The organism is Telmatospirillum siberiense (genome assembly GCF_002845745.1).
Classification (GTDB): domain Bacteria; phylum Pseudomonadota; class Alphaproteobacteria; order Rhodospirillales; family Magnetospirillaceae; genus Telmatospirillum; species Telmatospirillum siberiense.
Window position 1 is genome coordinate 207,431 of record NZ_PIUM01000001.1, and the last position, 17,524, is coordinate 224,954.

20 protein-coding genes, 1 tRNA gene and 1 pseudogene are annotated in these 17,524 nt (G+C 60.2%); 9 read left to right on the forward strand and 13 right to left on the reverse strand.

Translation table 11 applies throughout. From position 1 onward, the window contains the following. Positions 1-44: 44 nt before the first annotated feature. Both rpoH and CWS72_RS01005 read right to left on the reverse strand, forming a co-directional pair. Positions 45-929 (reverse strand): RNA polymerase sigma factor RpoH, encoded by an 885-nt coding sequence (rpoH, locus tag CWS72_RS01000; protein ID WP_101248685.1) that lies wholly within the window; start codon positions 927-929, stop codon positions 45-47. Positions 930-1,059: 130 nt separating this feature from the next. Beyond that, positions 1,060-2,049, reverse strand: a complete 990-nt coding sequence (locus CWS72_RS01005; RefSeq protein ID WP_101248686.1) for an RluA family pseudouridine synthase — start codon at positions 2,047-2,049, stop codon at positions 1,060-1,062. A gap of 57 nt (positions 2,050-2,106) precedes the next feature. On the opposite strand from CWS72_RS01005, the gene CWS72_RS01010 reads away from it, so the two are divergent. Further along, the gene (locus tag CWS72_RS01010) at positions 2,107-2,418 is read left to right on the forward strand and encodes a hypothetical protein (protein WP_101248687.1); all 312 of its coding nucleotides are present in this window, start codon (positions 2,107-2,109) and stop codon (positions 2,416-2,418) included. A gap of 7 nt (positions 2,419-2,425) precedes the next feature. Then, positions 2,426-2,926, forward strand: a complete 501-nt coding sequence (locus CWS72_RS01015; RefSeq protein ID WP_101248688.1) for a M67 family metallopeptidase — start codon at positions 2,426-2,428, stop codon at positions 2,924-2,926. Here the strand turns inward: CWS72_RS01015 and CWS72_RS01020 are convergent. The 4 genes from CWS72_RS01020 to CWS72_RS01035 all read right to left on the reverse strand — a co-directional run bounded on the left by CWS72_RS01020 (position 2,910) and on the right by CWS72_RS01035 (position 6,058). Then, the gene (locus CWS72_RS01020; protein ID WP_158240450.1) at positions 2,910-3,548 is read right to left on the reverse strand and encodes a TetR/AcrR family transcriptional regulator; all 639 of its coding nucleotides are present in this window, start codon (positions 3,546-3,548) and stop codon (positions 2,910-2,912) included. The two genes, CWS72_RS01015 and CWS72_RS01020, sit on opposite strands and share 17 nt — an antisense overlap. 35 nt (positions 3,549-3,583) lie before the next feature. Beyond that, on the reverse strand, positions 3,584-4,141 hold the full coding sequence (locus CWS72_RS01025) for a cytochrome b (protein ID WP_101248690.1): 558 nt from the start codon (positions 4,139-4,141) through the stop codon (positions 3,584-3,586). Positions 4,142-4,405: 264 nt separating this feature from the next. Then, positions 4,406-5,083 (reverse strand): type 1 glutamine amidotransferase domain-containing protein, encoded by a 678-nt coding sequence (locus tag CWS72_RS01030; protein ID WP_101248691.1) that lies wholly within the window; start codon positions 5,081-5,083, stop codon positions 4,406-4,408. Positions 5,084-5,380: 297 nt separating this feature from the next. Beyond that, complete coding sequence (locus CWS72_RS01035) at positions 5,381-6,058, reverse strand: TetR/AcrR family transcriptional regulator (protein WP_199175492.1); 678 nt, start codon at positions 6,056-6,058, stop codon at positions 5,381-5,383. Positions 6,059-6,375: 317 nt separating this feature from the next. On the opposite strand from CWS72_RS01035, the gene CWS72_RS01040 reads away from it, so the two are divergent. Further along, a tRNA-Glu gene (locus CWS72_RS01040) sits at positions 6,376-6,451 on the forward strand. Here CWS72_RS01040 and CWS72_RS28255 read toward each other — a convergent pair. Both CWS72_RS28255 and CWS72_RS01050 read right to left on the reverse strand, forming a co-directional pair. After that, positions 6,411-6,554, reverse strand: a pseudogene (locus tag CWS72_RS28255) (transposase); the annotation flags it as partial. The gene CWS72_RS01040 and the pseudogene CWS72_RS28255 overlap by 41 nt on opposite strands. Positions 6,555-6,827: 273 nt before the next feature. Further along, positions 6,828-7,160, reverse strand: coding sequence for an ArsR/SmtB family transcription factor (locus CWS72_RS01050; RefSeq protein WP_101248693.1), 333 nt, complete (start codon positions 7,158-7,160; stop codon positions 6,828-6,830). Between the two features lie 104 nt (positions 7,161-7,264). On the opposite strand from CWS72_RS01050, the gene CWS72_RS01055 reads away from it, so the two are divergent. Further along, positions 7,265-8,017: an SDR family NAD(P)-dependent oxidoreductase gene (locus CWS72_RS01055; RefSeq protein WP_101248694.1), complete on the forward strand. Its 753-nt coding sequence runs from the start codon at positions 7,265-7,267 to the stop codon at positions 8,015-8,017. A gap of 138 nt (positions 8,018-8,155) precedes the next feature. Next, entirely contained in the window at positions 8,156-8,392 is a 237-nt protein-coding gene (locus tag CWS72_RS27310) for a hypothetical protein (RefSeq protein ID WP_146002581.1), read from the forward strand. 15 nt (positions 8,393-8,407) lie between these two features. On the opposite strand, the gene CWS72_RS01060 is transcribed toward CWS72_RS27310, so the two are convergent. Beyond that, positions 8,408-8,983, reverse strand: a complete 576-nt coding sequence (locus CWS72_RS01060) for a beta-class carbonic anhydrase (RefSeq protein WP_101248695.1) — start codon at positions 8,981-8,983, stop codon at positions 8,408-8,410. A gap of 331 nt (positions 8,984-9,314) precedes the next feature. Here CWS72_RS01060 and CWS72_RS01065 point away from each other — a divergent pair, with 331 nt between their 5' ends. The 3 genes from CWS72_RS01065 (at position 9,315) to CWS72_RS01075 (ending at position 12,930) form a co-directional block, all read left to right on the forward strand. After that, positions 9,315-10,403, forward strand: coding sequence for an SMP-30/gluconolactonase/LRE family protein (locus CWS72_RS01065; protein WP_101248696.1), 1,089 nt, complete (start codon positions 9,315-9,317; stop codon positions 10,401-10,403). A 508-nt stretch (positions 10,404-10,911) separates the two neighbouring features. Further along, complete coding sequence (locus tag CWS72_RS01070) at positions 10,912-11,886, forward strand: TRAP transporter substrate-binding protein (protein WP_101248697.1); 975 nt, start codon at positions 10,912-10,914, stop codon at positions 11,884-11,886. Between the two features lie 111 nt (positions 11,887-11,997). Continuing rightward, a complete protein-coding gene (locus CWS72_RS01075; RefSeq protein ID WP_158240451.1) occupies positions 11,998-12,930 on the forward strand; it encodes a formylglycine-generating enzyme family protein in 933 nt (310 codons plus the stop codon). 8 nt (positions 12,931-12,938) lie between these two features. Here CWS72_RS01075 and CWS72_RS01080 read toward each other — a convergent pair whose 3' ends face one another. The 4 genes from CWS72_RS01080 to CWS72_RS01095 all read right to left on the reverse strand — a co-directional run bounded on the left by CWS72_RS01080 (position 12,939) and on the right by CWS72_RS01095 (position 16,123). Further along, positions 12,939-13,778 carry a hypothetical protein gene (locus tag CWS72_RS01080; protein ID WP_146002582.1) on the reverse strand — a complete coding sequence of 280 codons (840 nt, stop codon included), beginning with the start codon at positions 13,776-13,778 and terminating at the stop codon, positions 12,939-12,941. Between the two features lie 166 nt (positions 13,779-13,944). Continuing rightward, a complete protein-coding gene (locus tag CWS72_RS01085) occupies positions 13,945-14,223 on the reverse strand; it encodes a hypothetical protein (RefSeq protein WP_101248700.1) in 279 nt (92 codons plus the stop codon). Between the two features lie 137 nt (positions 14,224-14,360). Further along, on the reverse strand, positions 14,361-15,527 hold the full coding sequence (locus tag CWS72_RS01090) for an AGE family epimerase/isomerase (protein ID WP_158240452.1): 1,167 nt from the start codon (positions 15,525-15,527) through the stop codon (positions 14,361-14,363). 392 nt (positions 15,528-15,919) lie between these two features. Further along, a complete protein-coding gene (locus CWS72_RS01095; RefSeq protein ID WP_101248702.1) occupies positions 15,920-16,123 on the reverse strand; it encodes a hypothetical protein in 204 nt (67 codons plus the stop codon). 357 nt (positions 16,124-16,480) lie between these two features. Between CWS72_RS01095 and CWS72_RS01100 the strand changes: the two genes are divergently transcribed. Continuing rightward, a complete protein-coding gene (locus tag CWS72_RS01100) occupies positions 16,481-17,383 on the forward strand; it encodes a protein-L-isoaspartate O-methyltransferase family protein (RefSeq protein ID WP_158240453.1) in 903 nt (300 codons plus the stop codon). Positions 17,384-17,524 lie beyond the last annotated feature (141 nt).

The window sequence follows — 17,524 nt, forward strand, 5'->3', positions numbered from 1 at the left end:
GTGAAAGCCGGCGTTTTCGTTCGTGCGTACTGAGACAGGCCCCTTCAGGCGTGGGCATGCTGGTCGATCATGGCGTTCTTCATCGACTTCTGCAGCTTTTCGAAGGCTCGCACCTCGATCTGGCGGACCCGCTCACGGGAAATGCCGTATTGCTGGCTCAGGTCCTCGAGGGTGACGGGGTTCTCCTGCAGGCGGCGCTGCGTCAGGATATAGCGCTCGCGTTCGTTGAGGCTGGTCAGGGCATGGGCCAGCAGATGGCGCCGGTTGCCCATTTCCTCACGCTCGGCCAGCTCGGTTTCCTGGTCGTCGCGTTCATCGACCAGCCAATCCTGCCATTCGCCTTCGCCATCAATGCGGACCGGGGCATTGAGGGAATGATCGGGGCTGGCCATGCGACGGTTCATGCTGATCACGTCGGCTTCGGGAACGCCCAGTTCGTCGGAAATCTTGCGGACATGTTCGATCGACAGATCGCCTTCGTCGATCGCCTGCATCTGTCCCTTCAGCTTGCGCAGATTGAAGAACAACTTCTTTTGCGCCGCCGTTGTGCCCATTTTCACCAGGGACCAGGAATGCAGGATATATTCCTGTATGGCCGCCCGGATCCACCACATGGCGTAAGTCGCCAGCCGGAATCCGCGGTCTGGATCGAAGCGCCGGACCGCCTGCATCATGCCGACGTTTCCTTCGCTGATCAGTTCGCCAAGAGGCAGGCCGTAACCGCGATAACCCATGGCGATCTTGGCGACCAGCCGCAGATGGCTGGTGACCAGGCGATGAGCGGCGTCTTCTTCCTCGGCGTCGCGGTAGCGTTTGGCCAGCATATATTCCTCTTGCGGACCAAGCATCGGAAATTTGCGAATTTCCTGGAGATAGCGCGACAAATTGCCTTCGGGAGCAATCGTGTACACCGTCGACGACACCGCCATTTTGCATCTCCCTCGTCTCGTCGCCCTGGCCGGTCTTACGTGATGAGAACCGTCCTGGCGCCGTCTGGGTTGGGTCAACCCACCTACGAAGTCAAGAATATCGCAGTCATTGTGTCGAGTATAGTGTTTTCTAAACACCCTCTAAAAATGATGTTAATTTATTGAAATCTAATGGTATTTTGCTCTCAAAGAGGAGGTGTTCGTGGGTGGTTGGGTGTAAAAACCCCAGTAAAAATGCGTGTAATGCCTGACGGGGAAAATGGGTCAATCGATCCCGTGCTTCGGCCGGAAGACCCTTGCCGCGTCCCGTTTGGCGTCCGTAAAGCGGGTCGCCGATCAGCGGATGCCCGATGGAAGTCATGTGAACGCGGATCTGGTGGGTGCGGCCGGTGGCCAGTCGGCACTCGACGAGAGCGGCGGTCTGGCCATAGGCCCGCTCCACCCGATAGCGTGTCAGGGCCGGTTTACCGCCCCTCTCGACGATCGCCATTTTCTTACGGTTGTTTGGGCTGCGCCCGATGTTGCCTTCGATTTCTCCTTGGCGTGGCATCGGCACGCCCCAGCAGACGGCCCGGTAGGCGCGGGTAAGGGAATGGGCGGCGAATTGTTCGGCCAGTCCCTGATGGGCCGCGTCCGTCTTGGCGGCGACCAGCAGGCCGCTGGTGTCCTTGTCGAGCCGATGCACGATGCCGGGTCGCCTGACACCGCCGATGCCGGAGAGGGAGCCGCCGCAGTGATGCAGCAGGGCGTTGACCAGCGTCGAGGAATAGTTCCCGGCCGCCGGATGCACCACCATGCCGGCGGGTTTGTCGATGACGATCAGATCGTCGTCCTCGTAGACCACATCGAGGGCAATGGCTTCGGCCTCCGGATCGGCGGGTTGAGCGACGGGAATGTCCAACACGCAGACCTCCGTGCCCTTGAGCCGGCGTCCGGCGTCGGTGACGGCCGCATCGTCCAGGCAGACCCGGCCGCTTTCGATCAACACCTTGAGGCGGGATCTCGAGATTTCGGGCATGCATTCGGCCAGCCACTTGTCGAGACGCATGCCGGCTTGTGGCGCTTCGGCCGAAAGGGTATGTAGGGTTCCGTAAAGCGTTGCCGGGCGCGCGTCGTTCATGGCGTCCACAAGGCCTCCTCGTAATTTTAACCGCAACGGCACAAGCTGACCGAAAGCATGAAGGCGCTCAAGGCATTAGTGATCGGCATGGGAATGCTGATCGTCGTCGGTCTCGGCCTTCTGGGCTTCGGACTCTACCGCAACACGCTGCATCCGGCCCAGGCCAAGGCCGGCGCTGGTGAGGGGGCTGGCCCCTATTTCTCCGTCGAACTGCCGGTCGCGTCCGGTTCCCATCTGGAACAGATGGCCGTGGCCGGCGACAGGGTGATCTTGCGCTTCAGCGGCGGTGAGGGCGAGCGGATCCTGGTTCTCGATCCGCAGACGGGGCATCTGGCCGGCACCGTCTCCCTGGTCCCGCAAAAGCCCTGAGGCGGCAATGGCCGAGGCTGCTCCCATATCGGCGCCGAGGCTGTTCATCGCCGCTTCCGACCTGGCGCTCCTGAAAACCTGCGCCGCCGGGGCCTATCCTCTGGAATGTTGCGGGCTGCTGGTTGGCCATGACGGGTTTCCCGGCGGCCCGCCCGGCGGCTCGTCTGTTGCCGACCGGACGGTAATCCGGGTTGTTCCCGCCGGAAATTGCGCCGATCAACCGGCCCGGACCTTTGAAATCGATCCCGCCGTTCATATCGCCCTGTTGCGGGCGCTGCGCCAACAGGGGGGCGCGGGGGGCTATCTGATCGGCCATTACCATTCCCATCCCGACGCACCGCCCGTTCCCTCGGCTCGCGACCTGGCCCAGGCGATGGAGCCGGGGGCTGTGTGGTTGATCATTGCGGCGAACGCCTCTGGCGGCGGCGAAATCCGGGCCTGGCGGGCGCTGGGCGATGATGCGGGGGTGAACGGCTTTCAGCCGATGAAGCTCACGGCCTTGGAGTAACAGGCCCCAAGGCCTGTTGCGTCACCCATGTCTCCAAGCGCTGAGCGGCTTCGGTCGCCAGGCGTTCGGCAAAGCTTTCGTCCAGCGGTTGCTGCTGGAAAAGCAGGCGGAAATAAACCGGACCGTAAATCATATCCATCAGGATCTCCCATTGTTCGGGGTCTCCGCCGATCCGTTCGGCCAGATCCTGGCGGCGGGATTGGATATGCTCCTGGTAAAATCTGTTCAGCAGTTGCCGGTCGTGTTGGCCTTCGGCGAGCAACTGGGCAACCATTCGCCCGACGGACCCGGAGTAAACTTCGACCAGGCGTCGCATTTGATTGGCGATCATATCGGGCAGCGTCTGGTCGTCTGCATATCGGGTGTGGCGTTGCAGTTCGTCCAGGCAGGCGTCCAATATCAGCGTCCCCTTGCTATTCCACCAGCGATAGATGGTGGCCTTGGAAACTCCGGCTTCCCTGGCGATGGCCTCGATGCTCAAAGCTCGCAGACTGTGTGTGGCGAACAGGTTTCGGGCGGCGTCCAGGATCGCCGCCCTGGTGGTTTCGCACCGGGGACGCCCCTGTGGGCTTCTCTTTTCCGGAGGTGTTCCTTCCCGCGCGGCCGGGCGCCGGAGCTTCATGGGGCTTTCCCTGCGATCTTTTGTCCAGACCCCGGCTATCTCCCCGTCGATCCGGGCCATGTGGGAAGCATGGAATGCATGATGCCGTCTCTGTCCAAGAAATGGTGTTTCAAGGCGAAGCCGATATGTCCGGCCACCAGGACGAGGATCGTCCAGGCGAGGAAGAAATGGATCGATTTGAAGAATTCCTCCAGGGCCGGATCTTTGCCGAGAAGCTGCGGAATGTGGAACAATCCGGCGACGGGGATTTCGTACCCGGCGGCGGAACTGTAGGCCCACCCCGAGAGGGGCAGGGTGAGCATCGCGACATACAGCAGAAAATGTCCCGCATGCGCCGCCTTTTTCATCAGGGCGCCCATGCCGGAAAGTTCGGGCGGACGGTGGAAAATTCGCCAGACGATGCGGATGACGACCAGGAACAGCGTCAATGTCGCGATGGACTTGTGAAGGGTGATGGTCGCCCCTTTGCCGGCATCGACCCCATAAACCAGGGTGTTGGCGTAATAGCCGATGGCCCAGGCCACGATGATGATGGCGGCCATCGCCCAATGAAGGGCGCGGGCGGTTGCCGTGTAACGGCGACGTAAAGACATGATCTCTTCCTTAAATGAGCCTCAAGCGACAACGATTCGTTGTCACATCAATGCTGGCTGCCTGCTGCCGATGGTGGGAGAGGGGGCATTGCTGATGCCCGAATATATACGAGACGCATCGTATCGTATATCGGCAAATCGAGCGCCGAGGATGGGGCCCATAAGGATCCGTGCGGGGAGGAACTCGGGCATGTGGTGTTGAGAGGACATGCCCGAGTAGGAAAAAAACAAAGTGGCACGGGCGTCTGCCCGTGACGCCGCTCCTCAGGCGAGCTGCTTGAGAAGGGTGTGCGCCGTCACCTCCGACGAACCGGGATTCTGCCCCGTTATCAGCAGGCCGTCGGTGACCACGTAGGACTGCCAGTCACTCCCTTTCGAGTAGTTGCCGCCATTGGCCTTGAGCATATCCTCCACCAGAAATGGCACGATGTTGGTCAGTTGCACCGCCTCTTCTTCCGTGTTGGAGAAGCCGGTGACCGATTTGCCCCGCACCAGCGGCTCCCCGGCGGGGGTTTTGACGTGGCGCAGCACGCCGGGAGCATGACAGACGGCCGCCACCGGCTTGCCGGCGGCGATGGCGCTCTCGATCAGCGAAATCGAGAGGGGATCTTCGGCCAGATCCCACAACGGGCCATGTCCGCCCGGATAGAAGACGGCGTCAAAGTCGTCCACGGAGACGTCCGCGAGCCTTTTGGTATGGGCCAGCGCGGTCTTGGCCTTGACGTCGCCCTCGAACCGGCGGGTGGCGTCGGTCTGGGAATCGGGTTCGCTGCTTTTGGGGTCGAGCGGCGGCTGGCCCCCCTTCGGCGAGGCCAGGGTCACATGAGCACCCGCATCGATGAAGGCGAAATAGGGAGCGGCCAGCTCTTCGAGCCAGAAACCGGTCTTCTTGCCGGTGTTGCCGAGCTGGTCATGGGAGGTGAGGACGACGAGGATCTTCATGATCGGTTTCTTTCACTGTGATGAAGAGATGATTACGGGAATGCCACCTGGGCTCGGTGGATTGAATAGTTACAATATTTCAATGTTCTAGAGGATAGCGTCGAGGATGCTGGAGCCGGCCGGAATCACGCTGTCCAGGCGGGCGATGGTCTGTTGACCGAAGATGCTCTTCGTGGGGTTGTGAAAGTCGAAAGCAAACATCGTGTTCTCCGATAGTAGACCAGTCGTCTAGAAAAATTTCAGGAAAAACCGGAAATTGGGGCGGTGAACGGAGCGTTTCGGGAGTTAACTCTTCATTCAGGCGGAAGAGGTGGTCGGGCGCAGGAACTGGCGCGTCGCGGTCAGCGCCGAAATGAGCGGATCGCGAGTCTTGGCTATCTTGGCGACCAGGCTGGCGCCAAGCCATAAATGATACAGCGTCTCCGCGGCTTGCTGCGGGGTTGCCTGCACGCTCAAGGAACCATCCCTCGTGCCATCTTCGATGCTGGCGGCCAGGCGCCCGATGATTTCCCGGATACCCCGCAACAGAACGTCGCGCATTGCCTCAGAAAGATCAGCCACTTCGGCGCCAAGTTTAACCGCCAGGCATTTTCCCTCTGGATCGTGGCTGGCTTGTGTTTCAACCCAATGATCAAAATAAAGCATAAGACGATCTGCGGCGGATCCCGCTCCCGTGGTCAGGGTATCGTCCAGATATTGCAGATAAGAGGAGAAATAATTTTCCAGAAGTTCTTTTCCAAAGGTATCCTTCGACTGGAAATAATAATAGAACGACCCCTTCGGGATCCTGGCGGCTTTCAGGATTTCCGCCAAGCCGACGGCGGTGAAGCCGCGTTGCGACATCAAGCGCTGGGCGGTTTCAAGAATATGCTGTCGGGTGTCGGTGGCGGGGGGCGTGATGATCATGAGGGCATTATATAGAAAGTAGACCGGTCGTCTATAAGATTCTGGTGATGTTTTTCTCCCTGGCACCACGATCGGCTCATGAGGCCTGCGGAAAAGAAAAGGGGCCCTGGTTACCCAGGGCCCAAGTTTAGGGAGGAAACGTCCAAGAAAGGCGACAGGAGATCGTCAGGGACGATGCATCTGCCGCCCCCTAGAAGTGTGTTTTTTTACGACATATCGCAAGCGTTCTTATGCGCATGGCAGCCATGTGATTTGCGTATGGGAAAAATCGAGGGGGTCCCGGTTGGCGCTCGCGCCGCTTTCTGCCGATTACTCGACGTCTTTGGCAAAAATCGCTTGATCGCTCGGACGTCCTTCGTTACATAGACCGCTTCTCGCCTCTCAACGTCCCCATCGTCTAGAGGCCTAGGACACCGCCCTCTCACGGCGGTAACAGGGGTTCGAATCCCCTTGGGGACGCCAACCACATCTTAAGTGGTTGATCCGGCAGAAAATTTCGAAAGCCGTAAGCGCGACGCTGAATGAGCTTCATCTTGCGATGGAAGCCTTCGGTGACGCCGTGCGAACATGCGCTGGATCTCGGGTCTGCCGTCGCTTGGCGGCCGGGCAGGCGGGCTGATGGTATTTACGATCGTTTGTAGCAACCGTGCCGACGAAGATCTGATCGAAATTTGGATTGAGATCGTCCGTGTGTTCCACGGCCACCGCGAGGTGGCGCCTAGCTTCGTGTTTTGAAGGCTGGGCCGCTCGGGCTCGATCGCTGATTTCTTAAGAAGGCAATCGACCCGAGCCCCATAAGGCGGCGGGCGTTTTCACATTCCCATTTCCACCGGTGAGATCAGTCCTTGCCTTGGCGAGGTTCGTCGCAGAAGCCCAGGATCGTCTTCAGCAATCCGGGAAATCGCGTCTCGATGTCGTCCTGGCGAATGATATTGCGATGTTCGACCCCCTTCTTCTCGGTATGGATCAACCCGGCCTCGCGCAAGATCCGGAAATGATTCGACAAGGTGGATTTGGCCATGTCGGGGCAGGGGGTCGCCTCGGTACAGGACATGCAGCCATGCTGGCCGACCATGCTTTTGACGATGCGAAGGCGCATGGGATCGGAAAGAGCCGCCAGCACACCCTCCAGCGTGATGTCGTCACGCGACGGATGAACGAATTGAACCATGGGGGGATGTTTACCAGGATGCTTGACATATTTCAATAGTTCGATATTTTTGAACTATTGAACTTTAAGCCCTCGGGGGGCGGCAATTCCTCAGGAGAGATATCATGAGCAAACGCTTGCAAGGAAAGGTCGCGCTGGTCACCGGCGCATCGAAGGGTATCGGAGCGGCGATCGCCGCCCGTTTCGCCGCGGAAGGCGCCGCCGTTGCGGTCAATTACAGTGCCAGCAGGGATGTGGCGGACCGTCTCGTCGCCGATATCACAGCCCAAGGCGGCAGGGCCGTCGCCATTCACGGCAATTTGACCGAGGCCGATCAGGTGAAAAGTCTGGTCGCCGATACCGTCAAGGCCTTCGGTGCCATCGATATCCTCGTCAACAATGCCGGCATTTACGAGTTCTCGCCGCTTGAGACCATTACCGCGGAGCATTTCCACAAGCACTTCGATCTCAATGTCCTTGGGCTTCTGTTGGTCTCGCAGGAAGCCGTCCGGCATTTTGCGGAAGGTGGCGGCGCCATCGTCAATATCAGCTCGGGGGTTTCGACCTTCGCACCGGCCAACACGGCGGTTTACACCGCGACCAAGGCCTCGGTGGATGCCATCACGTCCGTGCTGTCGAAAGAACTGGCGCCGCGCAAGATCCGGGTCAATGCGGTCAATCCCGGCATGATCGCCACCGAAGGGGTGGTCGCGGCCGGCCTGCATGAGGGCGAGATGCGCCAATGGATCGAGGCAGTTACGCCTTTGGCGCGGATCGGCAAGGCCGAGGAGATCGCTGCCGTCACAGCTTTCCTGGCCTCTGACGAAGCATCCTACATCACGGGCGAAACACTGCATGTCACCGGCGGGCTGCGCTGAGGCGCAAGGGTACGGCCGCCGGGAAAATATGGTGGAAATGCGGCGGCGAGACCATCCGCTACCAGATCGGGCCTTTGCTGAAATCGTCCGGTGACCGGACCCGTCTATTTTCAAGAAAATTATCGATCGAGGTGTTCGATGTCAGATCATTACCAAAGTGGCGTTTCCGCCACTCCGTCCGGAGCCGGTCCGGGATGGGTCGCTCTTGCCCCGCAGCCGATGCGGGGCCATTCGCCAACGGTCTGGCCCATGGAGCCTTCCTTCGCCGAAATGATGAGCGATCCCGTATTCCAGCAACTCATGGCCAGCGATCGGGTATCGATGGAATGCTTCAATGGTCTGGTTTCGGCCGTCCGCCAGAGACTGGCAGGCTGATCGCCCGTCGGGCGGTCAGCGCCCCGCGGCGGTGGCTTCGGAAACCTCGACCAAAGCTCCGGAATGAACGTCGTAAATATATCCGTAAATGGGGATGGTCTTGGGGACCAGAGGATGGCTGCGGATACGGCGGACATCTTCAAGAACGCTGTTTTTCTGGTCGGCGATGGTCAGCCAGTTAATGTATTTCCCCTCGTCCGAGCCGGGGCCGTGACCACGGTCATGCCAACCGTGCTCATCGATGGTCGCCGTTTCGAGGCTGCTGTGGAGAAGGTCGGAAATGACCTCGTTCGTGAAGAGTTCCATGCCGCAATCGCTGTGATGGATGACAAACCATTCGCGGGTACCGAGAAGTTTATAGGAAATGACAAGTGAGCGAATGGCGTCGTCGCTGGCCCGTCCTCCCGCATTGCGGATCACATGAGCATCGCCCTCGGCCAGGCCGGCATATTTGGCTGGATCAAGACGTGCATCCATGCAGGTCAGAATGGCGAAATGGCGTCCCGGAGGCAGCGGAAGGCTTCCCTTGTCGCCAAACGCCGCCTGATAGCTCTGGTTGGCATCAAGAACTTCTTTGAGAATTTTGCTCACGGTAGTTCTCCGCAGAAAGGGCACTTAAGTCGCCACATTAGTCTATCAAATCGATCTATTGAATATAATTTTATATGAAATCCCGCTGTTTTCTGCGGTGCGGCTTTATCCGTATGGCGATTGGCAGGTGTTCCGGTGTCGTCACGTTCCGGTTGAACCTGGTGCGGCGGCGTCACAAAAAGCAAATCCGGCCAAGAACGCGAATCGGGACGTCATCCATCGATACAACAACCGTATTGATTGATATTCGATTGGCATTAGAAGCGGCCGTCTCCAGGCTTACTCTTCCAGTATAACGCTCAAAAATGAGAATTACCGGGGAGTGACGTCAATGGAAGTATCTCGTCGTGCCGTTCTTGCTGGAGCCTTTGGTAGCGCTGTTATGGCGATTTCCGGCCGCGCCGGCGCTCAATCGTTTCCGTTCAAACCGAATCAGCGATACCCAGATCCCGCCGTTGAAATCCTGGATCCCAGTTTCGCCAAATACCGCCTTTACAGCAGCACCGTGGAACAGGTGGCCACGGGCATGCGCTGGGCCGAGGGGCCGGTCTATTTCCCGGACAAGGGTTATCTGCTTTGCAGCGACATCCCCAACAACCGGATCATGAAATACGACGAAAAGGACGGCAGCTTCACCGTGTTCCGCAGCCCGTCCAATTATGCCAACGGCAATACGCGGGACCGTCAGGGGCGCCTGGTCACCTGCGAACATTCGGTGACCCGGCGCATCACCCGGACCGAAAAGAACGGCAAGATCACCGTCCTGGCCGATAAATTCGAAGGCAAGCGCCTGAACGCGCCCAACGACATCGTGGTGAAATCGGACGACACCATCTGGTTCACCGATCCCACCTTCGGCATCAACGGCAATTGGGAAGGCTACAAGGCGAAACCCGAGCAGGAGACGACCAATGTTTACCGGATCGGCACGGATGGCAAGCTGACGGCGGTCATCACCGATCTGGTCAATCCCAATGGGCTGGCATTCTCTCCGGATGAGAAGAAGCTCTACGTCATCGAATGGAAGGGCACTCCCAATCGCAGCATTTGGAGCTTTGACGTCAATGACGACGGCTCCGTCGGTGGCAAGACCAAGTTGATCGATGCCGCCGACCAGGGGGCGCTGGATGGCTTTCGGGTCGACAAGGACGGCAACCTATGGTGCGGATGGGGAAGCAACGGCGCCCTGCAGAGCGAGCCTACCGACGTCGGTGACCGCAAGGTCTATCAATTGAAAGCAAAGCCTGAGGATCTCGACGGAGTGAAGGTGTTCAACTCCCAAGGCAAGCCGATCGGGTTCATCCACCTGCCTGAGCGGTGCCCGAACCTGACCTTCGGCGGCCCTCGGGGAAATCGCCTCTACATGGCGTCCTCCCATTCGATTTACGCCCTCTATGTGGAGGCCGAAGGGGCGGTCTGACGGGCCCCGGTTGATCCTCAAAGACCGGATGCGCCACAGGCATCCGGTCTTTGTTTTGCGGTGCGCCCGCCATGAGCGCCGGAATTCCGTGACAAACCGGCCAATTCTCTTATGAGGCGCGGTCTGGCCGATGCTTCCCGCAGTCCTGGAAATTCAACCATAAATTCATTGCTCATTTAACGGAATGCGCGTTTGCGGTACCGTCTTCGGCGCGGCGCGGCCCTTTTCCGCATGTCGATATTCCAAAAGCGGTTTCAGGGAAAAGGCGTTGCCTTGAAGGCGCGGTTGCGCGACTGCCTCCGATAAACTAATATATTAGATATGTTAATGATCAGAGGGGAGCTGACGTAACATTTCCAATATCCGGTGGGATCAGCATTCGCCGACCACCCGGTCGCCGTGCGGGGGGGGGGCAGCAGCGACCGGGGTTTCCCGTCCGGTTCCGAAGCCGTCCCTGGCATTCGGCCTTTTCGACCATAAAAACAACGGTCTCAAACGAGGAGGAAACATGCAGTTCCATTTGAAAACCCTGTCGGCGGTTGCGATCGCCGGTGTCTTCGCCGTGTCGGCGGCCCAGGCGCGCGAGTTCCGTTCGGCCGATGTCCATCCCATGGACTATCCGACGGTGATGACCGAAATTCAGCTCGGGAAGGTTCTGTCGGAAAAGACCGGCGGCAACTACACCGTCCGGGTCTATGGCAATAGTTCGCTGGGATCGGAGAAGGATACCGTCGAGCAGGCCAAGCTGGGCGCTCTCGATATGGTTCGCGTCAATACCGCCGCTTTCCAGTCGATCATTCCCGAAACCATGATCCTGTCGCTGCCCTTCCTCTATCGCGACGTCGATCATCTGCGCAAGGTCATCTACGGGCCGATCGGCGAACGCGTGCTGGCCAAGTTCGAAAAGGCGGGCTTTATCGGCCTGGCCCTTTGGGAATCCGGCGCGCGCAACATCTACGCCAAGAAGCCGGTCCGCACCCTGGCCGACGTCAAGGGCATGAAGATCCGCGTCCAACAGTCCGACCTGTGGGTCGACCTGATCCGCGCGATGGGGGCCAACCCCACGCCGATTCCGATGGGTGAGGTCTTCACCGCCCTGAAGACCGGCCTGGTCGACGCCGCCGAGAACAATTACCCATCCTACGAGACCGCGCATCATTACGAGGCCGCTTCGGTTTACAGCGAAACCGAACATGTGATGGCCCCGGAATGCCTGGTCTTCTCGAAGAAGGTCTGGGATACCCTGAGCGAAGCCGAGCGCCAGAATATCCGGGCCGCCGCCAAGGAAACCGTGCCCTATTACGTCAATCTGTGGACGGCCAAGGAAAACGCCTCCAAGGCCATTCTGGCCAAGGCCGGCGTGACCTTTATCACGGACGTCCACAAGGCCGAGTTCATCGAGGTGGAAAAGCCCCTGTGGGACAAGGTCGCCAACACGCCCGAACTGAAGCAACTGGTTCAGGATATCGTCGACACCAAGTGATGACTTCTTGACCCTGCGCCCCGAAGGCCGGAATGCCTTCGGGGTGTCGTCATTTGCGGAACCCGTGGTATGACTGCGCATGGGGCGTCCTCCTTGCCGGAGAAGAGGTCCATGCGCTTTTTTTATACAGCCGTCCTTGTCTTCGTCGTTCTTCTGACGGCCGTTCCCACCGTTTCCCTGACGGCGGCGCCGGCCGGTGCCGCGCGTCATTCGACGGTTGGCGTGTCCGAGGGCGCAATTCGTTCGGGCCAGGTGTTCCGCGATTGTCCGGATTGCCCGGAAATGGCGGCGGTTCCCGCCGGCCAATTCATGATGGGCAGCCCCCTTGGAGAACCTGGACGCTTCGATTCCGAAGGGCCTCGGCACGGCGTTTCCGTTCGGGCCTTCGCCATGTCGCGCTATCCGGTGACGGTACAGGAGTTTTCCGTTTTCGTGCGCGAGACAGGATATGAGATGGGGCCATGCGACTGGCCGTCGGGAACCAGTTGGCGTTCGGCCGGTTTCGCGCCGAAGGCCCCGGTGGTTTGCGTCAACTGGAACGATGCCCAGGCTTACGTTTCCTGGCTGAATGACAAACAGCGCAAGCGCACCGCGTCTACTGTCGGCGGCGAGGCGGGGCCGTATCGCCTGCCCAGCGAAGCGGAATGGGAATATGCGGCCCGCGCAGGCTCCACCACGGCCCGCTGGTGGGGCGAGGCGATCGGCACCGGCAATGCCGTTTGCAACGGCTGCGGCAGTTCCTGGGACAACCGTCAGATCGCCCCGGTCGGCAGCTTCGCGGCCAATCCTTTCGGGCTTTTCGACATGCTGGGCAACGTCTGGCAGTGGACGGCCGACTGCTGGAACGAAAACTATGCAGGCGCCCCCGCCGACGGCGGCGCCTGGCGTTCGGGTGATTGCTCGAAGCGTGTCATGCGCGGCGGATCCTGGAGCAACTTGCCGAAATTCGTGCGCTCGGCAGCCCGAAACCGCGACGATGCGACAAGCCGCAGTCACGACTATGCCAGCTACGCCGGATTTCGCGTGGTCAGAAACCTACCCTGACCGTCGGGTCATTGTCCGACATCCCGTGGATTGATATCGAGCACGATATCGTGAAAGGCCTCGTAGCGCCCGGGCGGCAGCTGCAGAGGGGAGGCGACCAGGACGGCCCGCCGCGCGCTGTCGGCGACCGAGCGGAACAGCTTGTCGGCGATATAACGGGGATCGTCGACGATCTCGGCGTTCCGCACCACGCCGTCGGGTTCCAGGACGACATGGATCGAAACCACGAAATCGGCAGCACCCCAGGCGGTGGTGCTGAATTCCAGGTGACGCTCGACCTGGGCGCGCAGGAAATCCTTGATGCTGATCGTGCTTCGCCAGCCCGAGGCGCCGGTGCCGTCGGTCAGTCCGGGGCCCATCGCCGACTGCCCGTTTTGCGATGGCACCGGCGGCTTGGCTTTGGCCCGCGAAGGCCGATCGACCCGCGAACGCAGGGGAAGGGTGGTGCTGTCGGTGGGCGGGTGTTTTTTGCGGGCTGGGATGTCGGAGACGGGAGGGGCCAGTGGCTTTTCGTCGATCTTGAGGTCCGTCGCCTGCGAGGCCGGGCGGATGGGGGATCCTGCCTCCGCGGCGGCGGCGGCGGCGCCTTCCGAAACGAGGTCGACGGGCAGAGGGTCGACGACGGGCGGCGGCGGGGAGGGCGACAGCAGATGAGGCAGGCCGAGGAGGATGGCCAGGACCACCAGGCCATGCAGCAGCAGCGAACAACCCACACCCCATCGCGACCAGTTGGTGGGGCCGCGGCGGAAGGCGCGCCACCAGACGCCGAGGGACTTGATACCCAAAGAACTCAAAAGAGAACCGCCTCCATCGGCCCGCGACGAAATCAGCCATGCCAGGGACGCCATCGCGAACGCGCCCGGCGGCATTTCTGATATCGATCTATTTCACGGGATGACGAGGGCTTTCCGGGGCACGGAAACGAAAAAAATCCGAAAGGGTCCAAGGCCTGTTGCCGAATGGTCGCAACAGGCCGTTCAAGCGACCCCGTCGGTTCTTGCCGGATGGATTGTCTCAGGGATTGAGATTGAGCGGTTCCAGCGTCACCGGGCCGTGACGGAAGGGGATCCAGTCCTTGTATTCCGGGCGAAACTGCAAACCGTAGGGCGATTTCAAAAAGACCTTGGGCGGATTGCCGCCTTCGCTCTTGGTTTTCTCGATATCGACGAGATCCGACGGAATGAAGACCTTATCGAAGATTTCCTGAATACTGACCTCATGCCCCGCCGCCTTGACGTAATCGCGGGCGGCTTCGCTCAGCCTCCAGGCCTCTTCCACCTTTTCGTAGCTCATGCGGCACCTTTATATCCTGTCGACGACGTCGACTGTCTCACGGCGACAGTCTGCGCAAGCGGCGTCGGCTTGGCAAGTCCGCGTGCGCGTCAAGGGACAATCGGCATCATCCCGGTTGTCCCCCGGGCGCAGGCATTCTACGCCCGCGCTTTTTCCCGCCAGCGGATCACCTCGGCCAACGCCAATTCCAGATGATAAAGCACCCGGACCGGCATTTCGACCACCCGCTTCTTTCCGTCCCGTTCCACCTGATTGCAGAAAAATCCGGTTTCGGCATCGACGTAATGACGGAACAGCAGATCAAGGAAGGTGTCGATCCGTCCCGCCGCGTCGCTGTCGCCCAGGAATTCGGCACGTGCCACGAAGGCCTTGATGGCTTCCGTCTGCGGCCACATCAGCTTGGTCGCGGCCAGAATCTGCCCGGTTCCGTCGACCGCATCGAAGGCCAGGTGCGGCTTTTCGCTGTCGACGCCGTGTTCGAGCGCGAAACGGTAGAATCCATCGGCGATCGGCAGAACGCTATCGTCGCCGGTCAGGCGGCGATGATGCAACAGGGCCCAAACCCATTCGAAATGGCTTCCCGGTTCACGGCCGGCTCCGGTGACGGGCACCCAATCGGCGTCGAACTGTTCGATCAGCGAGCCGTTGGACGGATCGATGAATTTCCGCCGCAGCAGGTCGACCAGCTTTCGGGCCCGGCTGAGCCAGGGGCCGGGCGCGCTGGCGCTTTCCCCCGATTCCTCGGCCAGGATATGACAGGCCTCCAGAAGATGCATGTGGGGGTTCTGCCGGCGCGGCAGGGTGCCCAAGGTATCCTCCTGGAAACCGCCTGCCTTCGACGCCAGATGGATCTCCATGAAACGCATGGTTCGTTCGGCGATTTCGAGGGCGCGCTTCTCACCGGAGGCACGGTGGTACCAGCCCAGGGAGAACAGGACGAACCCCAGATCGCCGAGATCGCAGCGATTGTCGAGGGGCGAGCCGTCGGTGTTCAGGCTGCGATAGAACCCGCCTTCCGGATTGGCGCAGCGTCGCAGCAGATAATCGAGGCCGTGGCGCGCCGCCGCCAGGCCGGGGCCGCGCGGATCGAGGATGGCGGCATGGCTGAAGCAGTAAAGCAGACGTCCCGTCGACAGCGTGCTTTTGCGCGGTTTGGAATCGGCGACGAAGGAGGGCGTCAGGAATTCGACGTAGCCTTCCTCGCCGGGGCGCACGGCGATTCTGGCGAAGGATGGCAACGCGATCTGATTGAGCCATTGGCGCAGGTCGCGCGGCGCGGCCACGTGGGACGAATAATCGGACACGGTCTTCTCTCCCGGAAAGCCTTGAAACGGGACCATAGGCAACACCGTTCCGGCAAAGCGGTCAAGTGGTCAGGTCAATTTTGGCAGGGTAATCGGGTGAAACCGATTACCCTGGTTTAAATTCTTAGTCCCTTACGTGCCGGGCGGCGGACATCCGTCCGCCTCGGGCTTCCTTCGCTAAAGCTTCGGGGATCGCGCCAACGCGGCGAGAATCGTTTTCGGAAGAGCAACTCGCGCGCGTTCATCCGATTACCCTGTCAATTTTGGTCAAGCTTGTTTCCCGATCCTTCGAAAGGAGGCGCATGGTTTCGCATGCCAAGGGGCACGCGACCGACCCGTAGCCTCAGTCGAACGGCATCGCTTTTATTCGTATTTCCCCGGAAAAGTGATGGTTAGGACAACCTTCGGTTGGATGAGCGCGCCGATGGCATAAGTTCCACATTGCCATCGAGAATATGGCAAGCCATGGCGAGATGTCCCGCCACGTCTTCCTGGCCATAAGCCAAAGCCTCCTCGCGGATATGGGCGAGGCAGGCGCGTAAACCCTTGAGCCGCTGTTCCAAGGGAAGTTCACATTCATCGTCATGACGATTCATGAGTTCCCTCCTTTCGCAGTGTTTTCTTTGATTAGGCGCATTTTTTTTGCGCCTATATTTATTAAGTATCAAACGTATCATACCGGCGTAGGGCCAGTCCACTATCACCCCCGATATGGTCTGACCAATTTGGACGCGGCAGAGCTTTCCGGCTGTGAAAGAGGGTTTTTCCGTGTCAAGCGAGTTAAGGCTATCCTGGCGCCATATCGCCATTGGTCTTGCCGGCGACAATACCCATGGCGCCGAACGGAGAATTTCAGGGGCATGTCGTCCGGGGGCGTTCGCCTGAAAGGGCTCGTTGTAAGGTTGGCGTCAGCCGGGCATGCCAGTGTCATTCCGCGAAGTGGGCGCGGAGGCATGGTGGTGACGGAATATCTGGCGGATTTGAGAGCGGCATATATGGCGGAACTGGTGGTGCATGGCGGATTGCGCTCACCGTCTTTGCTGCGTGCTTTCGCGGCGGTTCCCCGCGAGCGGTTTCTGCCTCCCGGGCCTTGGATCGTCGAGGCGGCGGACGGTGGCTTTTACGCGACGGAGGACTGCGATCCCGGACGGATCCTCCATGCCGTGGGTGTCGCCATCGATACCAGCCGCGATCTGGTCAGCGCCAATCCGGCGCGAATCGCCAGAATGATCGAGGCGGCGGGCATCGTGCCCGGTGAGACTGTTCTGCATGTCGGCGCCGGCCTTGGCTATTTTTCGGCGGTGATGGCCGAGCTGGTCGGTCCGGCCGGCCGCGTGATCGCCGCTGAGATCGATCCCGATCTGGCCGCCTTGGCTAGGAGCAATCTCGCGTCCAGGGGCAATGTCGAGATGACGGGCGACGCGTTGGCCTGTTCCCCGCCACCGCTCGATGTGGTGTTCGTCAGCGCCGGGATCACCGTCGTGCCGAAGCCGTGGACCGACGCCCTGGTGGTGGGCGGCCGGATGATCCTGCCGCTGACCGGGTCGCTGAACGGCGGCTTCCTCTTTCGCTTCGAAAAAATGTCGGCGGATTGGATAGATGTCCGGGCACAGTCCTTCGTGCGTTATTATCCATGCATCGGCACTCGCGATGATGCCGCCGTCGCCGCCGTCGACAAGGCCATTGCCGATCCGAGGGGGCCGTCGGTCCGCGGACTCCGCCTGGATCGGCATGATCCCGACCCCGATTGCTGGCTTCATGGCGACGGCTGGTGCCTGACCACCCGGTCTTCTCCGGCTGGTCTCGCCGAGGAAGTCGGGATGGAAAGTCACCCCGATCAACGTCTCTGCGCTTAGGGCTTGTCGCGAAATAATCGCTCCAATCCCGAAGGTTTCATATGACGCCTGCCCTTCGCTGCGGCGGGCTCGGATATCAAGGCGCTTCGGCAGGGAAGGCCGAAATGTGCTAACCTTTTCCTTGAACTCCATCGTTCCGAT

Coding starts and splice junctions, on each gene's coding strand:
- CWS72_RS01050 (WP_101248693.1), bottom strand. CDS start 7,160: ATGGTTCAATTCGTTCATCCGTCGCGTGACGACATCACGCTGGAGGGT.
- CWS72_RS27310 (WP_146002581.1), top strand. CDS start 8,156: ATGTCAGATCATTACCAAAGTGGCGTTTCCGCCACTCCGTCCGGAGCC.
- CWS72_RS01015 (WP_101248688.1), top strand. CDS start 2,426: ATGGCCGAGGCTGCTCCCATATCGGCGCCGAGGCTGTTCATCGCCGCT.
- CWS72_RS01020 (WP_158240450.1), bottom strand. CDS start 3,548: ATGAAGCTCCGGCGCCCGGCCGCGCGGGAAGGAACACCTCCGGAAAAG.
- CWS72_RS01085 (WP_101248700.1), bottom strand. CDS start 14,223: ATGAGCTACGAAAAGGTGGAAGAGGCCTGGAGGCTGAGCGAAGCCGCC.
- rpoH (WP_101248685.1), bottom strand. CDS start 929: ATGGCGGTGTCGTCGACGGTGTACACGATTGCTCCCGAAGGCAATTTG.
- CWS72_RS01080 (WP_146002582.1), bottom strand. CDS start 13,778: ATGGCGTCCCTGGCATGGCTGATTTCGTCGCGGGCCGATGGAGGCGGT.
- CWS72_RS01065 (WP_101248696.1), top strand. CDS start 9,315: ATGGAAGTATCTCGTCGTGCCGTTCTTGCTGGAGCCTTTGGTAGCGCT.
- CWS72_RS01010 (WP_101248687.1), top strand. CDS start 2,107: ATGAAGGCGCTCAAGGCATTAGTGATCGGCATGGGAATGCTGATCGTC.
- CWS72_RS01100 (WP_158240453.1), top strand. CDS start 16,481: ATGGTGGTGACGGAATATCTGGCGGATTTGAGAGCGGCATATATGGCG.
- CWS72_RS01030 (WP_101248691.1), bottom strand. CDS start 5,083: ATGAAGATCCTCGTCGTCCTCACCTCCCATGACCAGCTCGGCAACACC.
- CWS72_RS01075 (WP_158240451.1), top strand. CDS start 11,998: ATGCGCTTTTTTTATACAGCCGTCCTTGTCTTCGTCGTTCTTCTGACG.
- CWS72_RS01070 (WP_101248697.1), top strand. CDS start 10,912: ATGCAGTTCCATTTGAAAACCCTGTCGGCGGTTGCGATCGCCGGTGTC.
- CWS72_RS01005 (WP_101248686.1), bottom strand. CDS start 2,049: ATGAACGACGCGCGCCCGGCAACGCTTTACGGAACCCTACATACCCTT.
- CWS72_RS01095 (WP_101248702.1), bottom strand. CDS start 16,123: ATGAATCGTCATGACGATGAATGTGAACTTCCCTTGGAACAGCGGCTC.
- CWS72_RS01055 (WP_101248694.1), top strand. CDS start 7,265: ATGAGCAAACGCTTGCAAGGAAAGGTCGCGCTGGTCACCGGCGCATCG.
- CWS72_RS01025 (WP_101248690.1), bottom strand. CDS start 4,141: ATGTCTTTACGTCGCCGTTACACGGCAACCGCCCGCGCCCTTCATTGG.